11 protein-coding genes and 1 pseudogene are annotated in these 12571 nt (G+C 64.0%); 8 read left to right on the forward strand and 4 right to left on the reverse strand.

What is annotated here, in order from left to right:
- Both I8746_RS04010 and I8746_RS04015 read left to right on the forward strand, forming a co-directional pair.
- Window positions 1-229 (forward strand): annotated as a pseudogene (locus I8746_RS04010) (hypothetical protein); the annotation flags it as partial.
- The gene (locus tag I8746_RS04015) at window positions 226-483 is read left to right on the forward strand and encodes a PAAR domain-containing protein (protein WP_012052799.1); all 258 of its coding nucleotides are present in this window, start codon (window positions 226-228) and stop codon (window positions 481-483) included. The pseudogene I8746_RS04010 and the gene I8746_RS04015, both read left to right, overlap by 4 nt.
- A gap of 132 nt (window positions 484-615) precedes the next feature.
- Here I8746_RS04015 and I8746_RS04020 read toward each other — a convergent pair whose 3' ends face one another.
- A complete protein-coding gene (locus tag I8746_RS04020) occupies window positions 616-1386 on the reverse strand; it encodes an IclR family transcriptional regulator (RefSeq protein ID WP_003250869.1) in 771 nt (256 codons plus the stop codon).
- A 156-nt stretch (window positions 1387-1542) separates the two neighbouring features.
- Between I8746_RS04020 and I8746_RS04025 the strand changes: the two genes are divergently transcribed.
- From I8746_RS04025 to I8746_RS04045, 5 genes are all read left to right on the forward strand, one after another.
- A complete protein-coding gene (locus I8746_RS04025) occupies window positions 1543-2352 on the forward strand; it encodes a shikimate dehydrogenase (RefSeq protein WP_012052800.1) in 810 nt (269 codons plus the stop codon).
- A 4-nt stretch (window positions 2353-2356) separates the two neighbouring features.
- On the forward strand, window positions 2357-4090 hold the full coding sequence (locus tag I8746_RS04030; protein ID WP_014753491.1) for an FAD-dependent oxidoreductase: 1734 nt from the start codon (window positions 2357-2359) through the stop codon (window positions 4088-4090).
- Window positions 4075-4395, forward strand: a complete 321-nt coding sequence (locus I8746_RS04035; RefSeq protein WP_003250862.1) for an NIPSNAP family protein — start codon at window positions 4075-4077, stop codon at window positions 4393-4395. The genes I8746_RS04030 and I8746_RS04035 overlap by 16 nt, the downstream gene beginning before the upstream one ends.
- Before the next feature lie 41 nt (window positions 4396-4436).
- Window positions 4437-6125, forward strand: coding sequence for an FAD-dependent oxidoreductase (locus I8746_RS04040; protein ID WP_221100175.1), 1689 nt, complete (start codon window positions 4437-4439; stop codon window positions 6123-6125).
- A gap of 242 nt (window positions 6126-6367) precedes the next feature.
- Window positions 6368-7693 (forward strand): MFS transporter, encoded by a 1326-nt coding sequence (locus I8746_RS04045; RefSeq protein ID WP_012052802.1) that lies wholly within the window; start codon window positions 6368-6370, stop codon window positions 7691-7693.
- Window positions 7694-7847: 154 nt separating this feature from the next.
- Here I8746_RS04045 and I8746_RS04050 read toward each other — a convergent pair whose 3' ends face one another.
- The 3 genes from I8746_RS04050 to I8746_RS04060 all read right to left on the reverse strand — a co-directional run bounded on the left by I8746_RS04050 (window position 7848) and on the right by I8746_RS04060 (window position 10660).
- Window positions 7848-8663 (reverse strand): sugar phosphate isomerase/epimerase, encoded by an 816-nt coding sequence (locus I8746_RS04050; protein WP_221100176.1) that lies wholly within the window; start codon window positions 8661-8663, stop codon window positions 7848-7850.
- A 29-nt stretch (window positions 8664-8692) separates the two neighbouring features.
- On the reverse strand, window positions 8693-9745 hold the full coding sequence (locus I8746_RS04055; RefSeq protein ID WP_221100177.1) for a Gfo/Idh/MocA family protein: 1053 nt from the start codon (window positions 9743-9745) through the stop codon (window positions 8693-8695).
- 138 nt (window positions 9746-9883) lie between these two features.
- Window positions 9884-10660 (reverse strand): IclR family transcriptional regulator, encoded by a 777-nt coding sequence (locus I8746_RS04060; protein WP_012052805.1) that lies wholly within the window; start codon window positions 10658-10660, stop codon window positions 9884-9886.
- Between the two features lie 195 nt (window positions 10661-10855).
- Between I8746_RS04060 and I8746_RS04065 the strand changes: the two genes are divergently transcribed.
- Window positions 10856-12568 (forward strand): FAD-dependent oxidoreductase, encoded by a 1713-nt coding sequence (locus I8746_RS04065; protein WP_221100178.1) that lies wholly within the window; start codon window positions 10856-10858, stop codon window positions 12566-12568.
- Window positions 12569-12571 lie beyond the last annotated feature (3 nt).

The following is a 12571-nucleotide window of genomic DNA, read 5'->3' on the forward strand; positions in this document are numbered from 1 at the left end:
GGCAGAAGCCTGGCGCCACTATGCCCCCTGGCGAACCGGCGAGCCCGGTGAAATGCAGGGCAAAAAGAACTGGCAATTGCCGTTCTGGGCCGTGCTGTTTCCCTACAACCTCTCCGTCGCCATTTGCTGGTACGGCATCTGCCGCCTGTTCAACGTCCGAGCAGCGCCACCGCCACCCGAAGCATTTGAGGAAGCCCCCATTCAACCCGGCAAAAGGAAGCGCAAATGAAACCCATCGTACTGGTAGGCCATCGTCATAGCTGCCCGCTACATGGCGAAGGCACTGTGGAAACCGGCGCAAGTGCAACATTCGTGGATGGCAAGGCCGTCGCTCGTATGGGCGATCGCATCAGTTGTGGCGCCGTTATCGAAACCGGCGCTGCCTGCACGATCATCGAGGGCCACCCCGCAGCAAGGGAGGGTGACACTACCAGTCATGGAGGGACCTTGATCGAGGGGGACCAGGGTTGGCTCATTGATTGAAAGCCACTATCGGTCACTGAGCCGGATACTGAAGCCTGTCAGTCACCCGGTTGGGATCGTCCAGCGGCTGCTTCGCGGGTGCCCCGTTCTCACACGCATGGCGCCATGCCCGCAAACTGCGCCATGTCTGCGTCAATCCAGCACTGGCCGAAGCAACGCCTGTGCCTCATACAGGGTCGGTAAATACCGCAACCGTATCTCATCAATACTCAACCGCGAAGCATGAGTCGTGATGGTCAGCGTCGCTTTCAACTGACCGGCCCGTCCCAGCAATGGCACCCCCAGCACCCGCATACCGATTTCATATTCCTGATCAACGATACAGAACCCCTGCCCCTTCACGCGCAACAGCTCAGCGTCCAGCTGCGCCCGGTCTGTCAGTGTGTAAGGCGTCAACGCCCGCAGCGGCTGACGGGCAAAGTATTCGTCCCGTTCCCCCTCATCCAGCCAGGCCAGCCAGACACGCCCGCCGGCCGTGCAATACATGGGTACCCGCGAGCCCGGCCTGATCGACAAAGACGCCACATGGCTATACCGGCTACGCACCAGATGAATGATCTCATCGCCATCGCGGGTACCCACCGATACGTGCTCCTGGGTCTGCCGCGCCACCTGTTCAACAATCGGCCGCAGCATGCGCGGCAGTTGCGCCGAGTCCACATAGGCCTGGCCGATGCGCAAGGCCTTGGGGGTCAGCCAGTACTCCCGGCTGTCAGTTTCGGCAAAGCCCTCGTGCACCAAGGTCAGCAGAAACCGCCGCACCGCACTGGGCGTAAGGCCAGATAACCTGGCCGCCTGCGGCACACTCAGGCGCGGCTGCTCGGCGCTGAACAGTTGCATCAGCGCCAGGCCTTTCTGCAAGCCCGCGATCAAGTCACGGGGATGGATGGCGGGTGTGTTCATGCATTCGACTCGCTACCAGAGGAACAAAAACAGCCGATTACTGCGATAACCGGATCATGACTGCGATTATCGCATTAAGTGGCCGCTTGACGCATTGTTGCACGCGTCCCTCTGCCTCACCCTTGCCTCCATAACAACGCCAATAAGGAGGTCAGCATGATTCGAGGTTCCACTGAACTGGTCGCCATCGTCGGTTCGCCCATCGCCCAGGTGAAGTCTCCGGAAAACTTCAACACCTGGTTCAACCACAACAACTGCAACCTCGCCATGCTGCCCTTCGACCTGCACGAGGCGGCGCTGGACAGCTTTGCGGATACCCTGCGTGGCTGGCAGAACCTGCGCGGTTGCGTGGTCACCGTGCCTTACAAGCAGGCGCTGGCAAACCGCGTGGACGGCCTGAGCGAGCGCGCAGCTGCCCTGGGTTCGGTCAATGTGATACGTCGCGAGCGCGACGGACGCCTGCTGGGCGACAACGTGGACGGCGTCGGCTTCCTCGGCGCTGCGCACAAGCATGGCTTCGAGCCGGCGGGCAAACGGGCACTGGTGATCGGTTGCGGCGGTGTTGGCAGTGCCATTGCCTATGCACTGGCTGAGGCAGGGATCGCCAGCATTACCCTCAGCGACCCCAGCACAGCACGCATGGATGCTGTATGCGAACTGCTCGGCAACGGCTTCCCCGGGCTCACGGTCAGCACACAGTTCAATGGGCTGGAAGACTTCGACCTGGTGGCCAACGCGTCCCCAGTCGGCATGGGCACCCGCGCAGAGCTGCCGCTGTCCGCCGCCCTGCTGGCTACCCTGCTGCCAGACACCCTGGTCGCCGACGTGGTCACCTCACCCGAGATAACCCCGCTGCTGAACCGCGCGCGGCAAGTAGGTTGCAGGATCCAGACTGGCCCGGAAATGGCCTTCGCCCAACTGGGCCACCTTGGCGCCTTCATGGGCGTCACACCGTTGGAGATCTGAAGCCATGACGACTCTGGAGCACACACACAACAGCTTCGACCTGGTTGTGCTGGGCAGCGGTGCCGGTGGTTTTGCCGCTGCCGCCACCGCGGCCCGCCGCGGGCTGAAGGTGCTGGTGGTGGAAAAGGCCGAACGCTTTGGCGGCACCTCGGCGATTTCTGGCGGCGCGGTGTGGCTGTACGGCACCGACCAAGCCCGTGACGCGGGCGCCAAGGACTCCCCCGAGGCAATGCGCACCTACCTCAAGCAGGTCATCGGCGACGGCTACGATCCCGCCTTGGGCGATGCCTTCATCGAGCATGGCCACCAAGCGCTGCGCTGGCTGGAGCAGAACACCGAACTGCGTTATGCCCTGCGCCCACTCTCGCCCGACTATTACCCGGATGCACCCGGCGCCACTCAGTTCGGCCGGGCGCTGGAAATGGTCGAATACGACGGCAAGCACCTGGGCACACGCTTCAAGGACCTGCAGATGCCACCGCCCGGCATGCTGCTGTTCGGCGGCATGATGGTCAACCGGGTGGATATCCAGCATTTCCTCAGCATTCGCCGCTCACCCAGGTCGCTGTGGCATTGCCTGAAGCTGATGGCGCGTTACGCGCGCGACCGCCTGCAGCACCCACGCGGCACCCGGCTTACCACCGGCAACGCATTGATCGCCCGCCTGGCCACCAGCGCCTTCGCCCACGGCACGCAGTTGTGGTTGCGCAGCGAAGCCGTGGAGCTGATCGCCGAGCACGGCGTGATCACGGGCGTGGTCGTACAGCGCGAGGGCCGCCGTGAGCGGGTAATGGCCCGTGGTGGCGTAGTGTGCGCCATGGGCGGATTCGCAGCAGGCGCAATGGCCGCCGGCTACCGCCCTGCTCAAAAGGCGCCGCACCTGACCATGTCACCACCGGCCAACGACGGAGCCGCCCTGCGCCTTGCCCAGGCCGTGGCAGCAGCCGAGGGCGAGAGCCTGGCGGCCAACTTTTTCTGGGCACCGGTTTCCGAACTACGTCATGCCGATGGTGAACGTGAGCGCTTCCCGCACCTGGTCACCGACCGCGCCAAGCCGGGCGTGATTGCGGTAGACCAAGCCGGGCGGCGCTTCGTCAATGAGTCCGACTCCTACCACCACTTCGTGCACACCATGTTCGCCAACGGCATTGCCAGCTGCTGGCTGGTCTGCGATGCCGAGGCAATGAACCGGTACGGGCTTGGCCTGGCGCGGCCCAAGCCCGTCAACAACCAGGCGTTGATCGACGCAGGCTACCTGTATCGGGCCACCACATCGCAGGCACTGGCCCTGGCCATCGGCGTCGATCCACAGGTGTTTGCGCAAACACTTGCACAGTTCAACAGCGATGCCAGCAATGGCATCGACCGCGCATTTGGCAAAGGCGGCAACAGTTACAACCGCTACATGGGCGACCCGCAACATACGCCCAACCCATGCTTGGCCCCCCTGACCAAGGGGCCGTTCTATGCCATCCGCATTCACACCGGCGACCTCGGTTCAGCCCGTGGCCTGGTGACCAACGCCGATGCCAACGTGCTGAACCGCAGCGGTTTGCCCATTCCCGGGCTCTATGCGGTCGGCAACGACATGAACTCACTGATGAAGGGCACCTACCCCGGCCCCGGCATCACCCTGGGCCCTGCCCTCACCTTCGGCTGGCTTGCTGCCAACCACATCACCGCGCGCCTGCAGGCGCCGGCTACCCCTACGGAGAAACCGGCATGTACTACGAACTGAGAACCTACACCCTCGACCCATTGAAAATGGCCGACTGGCTGGCCCTGTACCAAAGCCACGCACTCGAGGTGCAGAGCGAACACCTGGGCAACCTGGTGGGCTTTTTCACCAGCGAGTTCGGCGACGTCAACCAAGTGGTGCACATCTGGGGCTATGCCAGCCTCGACGACCGCATGGCGCGCCGCGCAGCCATGGCGGCAGACTCGCGCTGGGCGGAATTCTCGCGACGCAACCGAGAGCTGGGCGCGGTACTGCGCCTGCAATCGCGGCTGCTGCGCCCGACCGGTTTCTCACCACTGCAGTAAGCCACACACCACCTCTTCCAACAGCCGAGCGGACCCCTTCCATGCCCCCCCTTGAATGTGACGTACTCGTCATCGGCTCCGGCGCCTCTGGCCTGGCTGCCGCCGTAACCGCCGCGCATCATGGCCTGACAGTGGTCGTCGCGGAAAAAGCCAGCCAGCTGGGCGGCACCAGTGCCTGGTCGGGGGGCTGGTTGTGGATACCGCGCAACCCTCTGGCCATCGCCGAAGGCATCGTCGAAGCCGACGATGCCCCGGAGCGCTATTTGTGTGCGCAAACCCACACCCGCGAGCTGGACCCGCGTCAACGCGCCTTCCTGCGCCATGGTCCGGAAATGGTGGCGTTCTTCCAGCAACACACTGCCGTGCAGTTCCAGTGCGGCAGCCGTATGCCCGACATGCGTGAAGGCGATGGCAGTGCACGCGGTGGTCGCTCGCTGTGTGCATTACCTTACGACGGGCGACGGCTAGGGCCTTGGCTGCACACGTTACGCCCACCGCTGGACATCGTCAGCCTGGCCGGCATGGGCATTGCCGGAGGTGCCGACATGGCTGCCTTCTTCAACGCCACACGCTCGCCGAAGGCAGCGCTGCATGTTGGCAAGCGCCTGTTGCGCCATGGCCGCGACCTGCTGCTGCACCGTCGCGGCCTGCATCTGGTCAATGGCAACGCGCTGGTGGCGCGCCTGCTGCGCAGCGCCCTTGATCGTGGCGTGACATTGCTGACCGAGAAAGCGGCCAGCCGTCTGTTGTTGTGCGAAGAACGGGTCAACGGCGCGCTGTTTGCCGATGGCCAAACGATCTACGCACGGCGTGGTGTGGTGCTGGCCTGCGGTGGCTTCCCACATGATCGCCAGCGTATCTCGCAGCTGATGCCGCACGCGCCGGACGGTGACCAGCATTACTCCGCTGCGCCCAGGGAGAATAGCGGTGATGGTTTGCGCCTGGGCGAACAGGCGGGTGGGCGGGTGTCTGCGGCAGGCGCCCACGGGGGCGCCTGGGCGCCGGTCTCGCAGGTACCGCGCCGCAATGGCCATTTCGGCCATTTCCCACACCTGATCGACCGTGCCAAGCCCGGTTTCATCGCCGTGCGCCGCGATGGTCGGCGCTTCGTCAACGAAGCCGATTGCTACCACGACTTCATGAACGCGCTGTTCGCCGCCACGCCGCAGGCTGAGCAGCCGGAGGCCTGGCTGATCTGCGACCATGCTGCGCAACGGCGCTATGGCATCGGTTGGGCCAAGCCCTTTCCCTTCCCTACCCGCTTCTATCAGCGCCGTGGCTATTTGCACAGCGGCGCTACCCTGGCGCAACTGGCGCAGCGCTGCGGGATCGACGCCGAGCAGTTGCAGCGCACGGTGGAGGGCTTCAACCATCATGCGGCACAAGGTGAAGACCCTACCTTTCTACGTGGCGCGTCGGCCTACAACCGGGCCCAAGGCGACCCGCAGCAGGCACCTAACCCGTCGCTTCGGCCGTTGCTGAAGGGGCCGTTCCATGCGGTGAAACTGCTGCCAGGCAGCCTTGGCACCTTCGCCGGCCTGGACACAGACGCCTCAGCCCGCGTACTGGACCACGCAGGGCAGCCGATACCCGGGTTGTTTGCAGTGGGTAACGACATGCACAGCGTGATGGGTGGGTACTACCCGAGCGGCGGCATTACCCTTGGCCCTGGGATGACCTTCGGGTATCTGGCCGGTAGAGCGTTGAGCGGGAGCTGTGCACATCATTGATGTCGGTGTTGCGCGCATCAGGCAACCAGGGCCAAAGCCTTCTACCCTTCAGTGAGGTGAATACCTGCCGCGCCCGCAGGCCAACGCAACCGTTCGATAACCGAACAGTAGCCCGTCTCTTGAATTGACGCTGCCGTCTTCACTGCTCACCATGCACCGGCCTTGCGTGCCCCCCCTGCCTGGGAAACGGTCACGTACCCGTAGCACCGCAGCTGAATACAATTTCAAGAAACGAGCAGTCTATGAACCACTCCAAGATCCCCCCCGCCGCGCCCCGGATGTCCCAGGGCTCGATCGGCGACAAGCTCCGCGGCGCCTTCGGCGTCGGCAAGACCCGTTGGGGCATGCTGGCCCTGGTGTTCTTCGCCACCACCCTGAACTACATCGACCGCGCCGCCCTCGGCATCATGCAGCCCGTGCTGGCCAAGGAAATGAGCTGGACGGCGATGGACTACGCCAACATCAATTTCTGGTTCCAGGTCGGCTATGCCATCGGCTTTCTGCTGCAAGGCCGGCTGATCGACAAGGTCGGGGTCAAACGGGCCTTCTTCTTCGCTGTACTGCTGTGGAGCCTGGCCACGGGTGCCCACGGCCTGGCCACCTCGGCGGCAGGTTTCATGGTCTGCCGCTTCATCCTCGGCCTGACCGAGGCCGCCAACTACCCGGCCTGCGTCAAGACCGTGCGCCTGTGGTTCCCGGCGGGTGAGCGGGCGATTGCAACGGGGCTGTTCAACGCCGGTACCAACGTTGGTGCCATGGTCACCCCCGCGCTGTTGCCGCTGATCCTGGCTGTGTGGGGCTGGCAGGCTGCGTTCATCGCAATGGGCAGCCTGGGCCTGGTGTGGGTCGTGTTTTGGGTGCTGAAGTACTACAACCCTGAAGACCACCCCCGCGTGCGTCAGAGCGAGGTGCAGTACATCCAGCAGGATGACGAGCCCGAGCCGACCCGCGTGCCGTTCAGCCGTATCCTGCGCCTGCGTGGCACCTGGGCTTTTGCAGTGGCCTATGCGATTACCGCGCCGGTGTTCTGGTTCTACCTGTACTGGCTGCCGCCGTTCCTGAACCAGCAATACAGCCTGGGCATCAACGTGACCCAGATGGGCATCCCGTTGATCATCATCTGGCTGACGGCAGACTTCGGCAGCATCGGGGGTGGCATTCTGTCGTCGTGGCTGATCGGCCGTGGCGTGCGTGCCACGACAGCGCGCTTGGTGTCCATGCTGATCTTTGCCTGCACCATGCTCAGCGTCATCTTTGCCGCCAACGCCAGTGGACTGTGGGTCGCGGTGGCGGCCATCTCGATCGCGGTAGGTGCGCATCAGGCATGGACGGCGAATATCTGGAGCCTGGTGATGGACTACACACCCAAGCATCTGGTGAGCACCGTATTCGGCTTCGGCAGCATGTGTGCGGCAATTGGCGGGATGTTCATGACGCAGATTGTCGGCAGCGTGCTGACCGCTACCAACAACAACTATGCCGTGCTGTTTACCATGATCCCCGCCATGTACTTCCTGGCGTTGGTGTGGATGTATTTCATGGCACCGCGCAAGGTCGAGAGCGCCTGAGAGCGCTAGCTACTTACCTCTACGGGGCCCTTGCGGGCCCTTTTTTTTGGCTTGGTATTTCTTGAGAAACAACAACGACAAGGCAATGTTCGGTGTGGGAGCGGGTTCACTCACGAACGTGACGCAGCCGGCGCCATGCGCCACGTTCGCTCGATCAGACGGTGGCCAACACCGCCTTGGCTTTCTCCAGCGCCATGCGCGCGCGCTGTTCGCCGCTGATGCCCTGCTCCAGCAATTGCCGCGTGGGGATTTCCAGGCTCAGCGGCACGCTCGGCGGCAAGGCGCGCAACAGGCCAATCAGGTCGGCGTCGCCATCACCCGGGAAGCGTCGCTCGTTACGCGCCTGGCGCAGGATCTCGTCCATGTCAGCCGGTACCGGGCCAGCAACGTCACACAGTTGGGCATAGCGCATGCGCTGCGGCGCCAGCTGCGCCAGGTCGTCCAGCGAAGAGCCGGAGCGGTTGAAGTGAAAGGCATCCACCAGTACGCAGCCATTGCCGCGGTCGGCGTTGGCCACCACCCGCATGGCCTGGCGCAGGTCACGTACGTCGGTCCAGGGCATGAACTCCAGGTGAGGGTGAATGCCGTATTGCGCCGCCAGCTCGCACAATGCGGCAAAGCGTTCGGTCAGGCGCGCTTCGTCGGGGTCGTTGCCCGCTACCAGCAATTCAGTGCCACCCAACCCGGCGCCCACCGCCAGGATCGCTTCGAAATCGGCCACACAGGTGGCCGGTTCAAGACGCAGGATCTCCAGGTCGAGCACCTTGATACCCGTGTCGCGCAAGCGCGCCTGGGTTTGCCGGCGCAGTTCGGCATCGGCGACCAACGGGAAATGGCGCTCCTGTTCGGTGGCTGGCACCAGCCGTAGGCCGACATGGCTGTAACCCGCCCGGGCGGCGGCCTCGACCATGTCCGGAGGAGACAGCTCGAGCACCGTCAGGGCCGCGAGGGAAAAAATTCGATCAGTCATTTATCATCACCCGCAATAGTAAGGTTGTATCAGCCAATGTGCTCGGGCGCGCAAGCCCGACCGCTTTGGGCTGCCTGCCTTATCGCTTCGATCAGCGCCAGTGTGCGCCCCCCGTCGGCAGCGTCGATCAGCGGCGCCTGTTCACCCCGGGCAACCCGCACAAAATGTTGCAATTGCAGGGTCAATGCCTCGCCGGCGGGGATGCTTTCCGAGCTTTGCAACAGGGGCGTATGCCAGCCCGAGCCTGCCTCGGCGTAATGCCAGCGCTTGAGCTGGGGAATGCTCAGTGCTCCTTGGGTACCGGCCAGCAGATAGCACGGCTGGCCATCCTGGCGCGGGTACACAGGGCTTTCGCCAGCGTCCAGCTCCCAGCTCCACGGTGCAGCCACCGCGTCGGACCCGGTCAGGCTGCCCAGGGCACCGTTGGCAAACTGCAGCAGCACCGCGGCGCTGTCTTCGTTGGCAAAACCGCGGACATCGTTGCGGGTGAAGGCCTGCACCTGCACCACCTCGCCGCACAGGTAACGCAACAGGTCAAGGTCGTGGATCAGGTTGGTCAGCAAGAAACCGGCCCCTGGCTCGCGGCGCCAGGGCGTTTCGAAATAGCTGTCGGGCTTTTGCAGCTGCCACAGCGCGGTGACGTTGATCAAACGGCCCAGCTTGCCTTCGTTGATCACCTGGTGCGCCTTGGCGATCAGCGGATTGTGTCGGCGATGGTGCCCTACAAGCACCGGCACACCTCGGCGGCGTGAGGCTTCCACCAGAGCACGCACTTCATCCAGGTTCACGCCCACCGGTTTTTCCACCAGCACCGGCACCCCGGCCTCGACACAATCCAGGGCGGTGGCGACATGCAGGTTGTTGGGGTTGGCGACGATCACTGCCTCGGGGCGCACATGCGCCAACATTTGCCGGTGGTCGGCAAAGCAGGGCACACCGCACTCGGCAGCGAAGGCCTCGGCCTGCGGGCCGGGGTCGGCTACCGCACACAGTTGGGCTTGCGGCACATTGCGCAAGTGCTGGTAATGCTGCCGGCCCATGATGCCGGCGCCAATCAAGGCAATACGAAGGGGTGCGTTCAACAGCCTGTCCTCTTGTCATTGTTGTTATGAAATTCTGAAACCGAGTTCCAAAATTCATACTCGACAATCTAGAACCAAGTTCAGCTTTTCAGAAGAACGGGCGCAACAGACTGTGCGGTAATCGACCGGAATATCCTCTCAGGCAAACAGCTCGCTGGCGGGACTGGCCGCCGACAGCTCTTCTGCCGCCGACAGCAATAGCGGTGCCAGCGCTGTAAGGCGGCTCTGTGCCAGCCGCGCGCTGGGCCCGGCGATGCTCAGCACGCCGATTACCTCGTCGCTTTGCGGCCGGCGCACCACTGCGGCCAGGGCTGAGGTGCCGATGGCGGAGGTTTCCTCGACCCAGGCATAACCACGCTCGCGGGCGCGGTGCAGGTAGGCGAGCAGCTCGTCGGTGGAGCGTGGCGCATTCGGGCCGAACTGTTCGGGGTCGGCAATACCTTGGCGCAACACCATCTGCAGCGCCTGCTCATCGTCCAGGCTGGCCAGCCAGGCATGCCCGGAGGCGGTATAGAACAGCGGCGCGTCGCGCCCCATATCCGGGTCGTAGCGCAGCCCGGAGCGGGCCCCCTGAGACTTGGCGATCCAGGTTTGCCGGGCACCGTCGATCACCCCAAGGCGCACCAGCTCACCGCTGTCCTGGGCCAGGCGGTCAAGAATCGGCTGGATGATGTCGGCACCGTTGCTGGCGAGGTAACGAAAGCCCAGCGCTACCAGCTTGGCCGACAGCTGATAGCGGCTGTTTTCCCGGTTCTGGCGCACGTAGCCCAGCCGCACCAGCTCAGTGAGCATGCGGTGGGCAGCGCTTTTGGGAATGTCCAGGCGCTCGGCCAGGGTTTGTAACGGCAGCCCTTGGGGTTCACCGGTAAGGCTTTCTACAAGACTGAAGGCGCGTTCGATCTGACTACCAGCCATGTCACAGGTCCCTGATTTTTTGCGGATTCTAGAAGATGATTCCACATCGTCGCTAGCCAGCGCAGCTCGGGCCACCTCGAATGTCCGATGATCGCCCAGTTCTTGCCTGACATGACCAACCTGACCTTGCAGGACCACCCGCTGCCGATAAGAATGTGGAACATTGTTCTAATAAAAGCACACAGGAAACCCGCAATGCCTTCCGCTCCTCTCGAAACCGAATGCGATGTACTGGTCATAGGTTCTGGCGCCGCCGGGCTGGCGGCGGCCGTCACGGCTGCCTGGCATGGGCAGAAGGTGATCGTGGCGGAGAAAGAACCGGTGTTTGGCGGTGCCACCGCCTGGTCCGGCGGCTGGGCCTGGGTGCCACGCAACCCGCTGGCGCGCAGGGCCGGCATCGAGGAAGACATCGAGCAGCCGCGGACTTATCTGCGCCATGAGCTGGGGGCAAACTACAGTGCCGAGCGCGTCGATGCCTTCCTTGAGGCGTGCCCGCACATGGTGGCGTTTTTCGAGAAGTACACGGCGTTGCAGTTTGCCGACGGCAACGGCATCCCGGACATGCATGGCGATACGCCGGGGGCAGCCCTTGGCGGCCACCAGGTGATCGCCGCGCCCTACGATGCCCGCGAGGTTGGCGCCCTGCTGCCACGCTTGCGCAAGACCATGCGCGAAACTTCGTTCATGGGCATGCCGATCATGGCCGGAGCCGACCTTGCCGCCTTCCTCAACATGACCCGCTCACCCAAAGCCCTGCTGCACGTGTGCAAGCGCTTTGGCCGACACCTGTACCACCTGGCCCGCCATGGTCGGGCCATGCACCTGGTCAACGGTGTGGCACTGGTGGCGCGCCTGGCTAAATCGGCACAGGACCTGGGTGTGCACCTGCAAGCGTCGGCGCCGGCCAAACGCCTGCTGATCGAGGGTGGCCAGGTACGCGGGGCGTGGGTCGCGACGCCACAGGGTGAGCAACTGATCCGCGCCAAGGCCGTGGTGCTGGCGGCAGGTGGTTTCCCCAATGACAACGCCCGGCGCCAGCAACTGTTCCCGCGCGATGCCAGCGGCCACGACAACCTGGCGCTGCCGCCCAAGGGGTGTTCTGGCGATGGCCTGCGCCTGGGCGAATCCGCCGGCGGTGTGGTTGCCACCGACCTGAAGTCGCCGGTGGCCTGGGCACCGGTTTCACAGGTGCCGTATCGCGACGGCAGCGTCGGCCACTTCCCGCACATTATCGAGCGCGGCAAACCGGGCGTTATCGGCGTGCTGGCCAACGGCAAGCGTTTCGTCAACGAAGCGCATGGCTATTACGACTATGTGTCGGCCATGGTCGCTGCAGTGCCGGAGGGCCAGGAGGTGTGCTCGTGGCTGGTTTGCGATCATCGCTTCTTGCGCCGCTATGGCTTGGGGCATGCTCGCCCGGCACCGCTGCCGGTAGGGCCGCATGTGCGCAACGGCTACCTGAAACGCGGCGCCACGCTCGAGCAGCTCGCCCAGGCCTGCGGCATTGACCCGTCCGGGCTGCGCGCCACGGTCACTGACTTCAATAACCATGCCCGTAACGGCCAGGACCCGGCGTTTGGCCGTGGTTCCACGCCGTTCAACCGCAAGCAGGGTGACCCACAGCACAAGGGCCCTAACCCTTGCGTGGCGCCCATCGAGCACGGGCCGTTCTATGCGGTGAAAGTAAAGCCCGGCTGTTTTGGCACCTTCGCCGGGTTGCGCACCGACGGCAATGCCCGTGTACTGGATGAGGCCGGGCAACCGATTGCAGGCCTGTACGCAGCAGGTACCGACATGGCCAGCGTGTTTGGTGGCTGGTACCCGTCGGGTGGCATCAACCTGGGGCCGGCGCTGACCTTTGGCTATGTCGCCGGGCGGCACATTGCCGGGGTGCAGGGGTATGAGTGAGCT

Origin of the sequence: Pseudomonas sp. USTB-Z (assembly GCF_019691255.1) — a bacterium.
Lineage (GTDB): Bacteria > Pseudomonadota > Gammaproteobacteria > Pseudomonadales > Pseudomonadaceae > Aquipseudomonas > Aquipseudomonas alloputida.

What these genes read in the sequence shown, in the direction of transcription:
- I8746_RS04020 (WP_003250869.1), bottom strand. Translation starts at nt 1,386, where the DNA reads ATGAACACACCCGCCATCCATCCCCGTGACTTGATCGCGGGCTTGCAG.
- I8746_RS04035 (WP_003250862.1), top strand. Translation starts at nt 4,075, where the DNA reads ATGTACTACGAACTGAGAACCTACACCCTCGACCCATTGAAAATGGCC.
- I8746_RS04015 (WP_012052799.1), top strand. Translation starts at nt 226, where the DNA reads ATGAAACCCATCGTACTGGTAGGCCATCGTCATAGCTGCCCGCTACAT.
- I8746_RS04045 (WP_012052802.1), top strand. Translation starts at nt 6,368, where the DNA reads ATGAACCACTCCAAGATCCCCCCCGCCGCGCCCCGGATGTCCCAGGGC.
- I8746_RS04025 (WP_012052800.1), top strand. Translation starts at nt 1,543, where the DNA reads ATGATTCGAGGTTCCACTGAACTGGTCGCCATCGTCGGTTCGCCCATC.
- I8746_RS04065 (WP_221100178.1), top strand. Translation starts at nt 10,856, where the DNA reads ATGCCTTCCGCTCCTCTCGAAACCGAATGCGATGTACTGGTCATAGGT.
- I8746_RS04030 (WP_014753491.1), top strand. Translation starts at nt 2,357, where the DNA reads ATGACGACTCTGGAGCACACACACAACAGCTTCGACCTGGTTGTGCTG.
- I8746_RS04050 (WP_221100176.1), bottom strand. Translation starts at nt 8,663, where the DNA reads ATGACTGATCGAATTTTTTCCCTCGCGGCCCTGACGGTGCTCGAGCTG.
- I8746_RS04040 (WP_221100175.1), top strand. Translation starts at nt 4,437, where the DNA reads ATGCCCCCCCTTGAATGTGACGTACTCGTCATCGGCTCCGGCGCCTCT.
- I8746_RS04060 (WP_012052805.1), bottom strand. Translation starts at nt 10,660, where the DNA reads ATGGCTGGTAGTCAGATCGAACGCGCCTTCAGTCTTGTAGAAAGCCTT.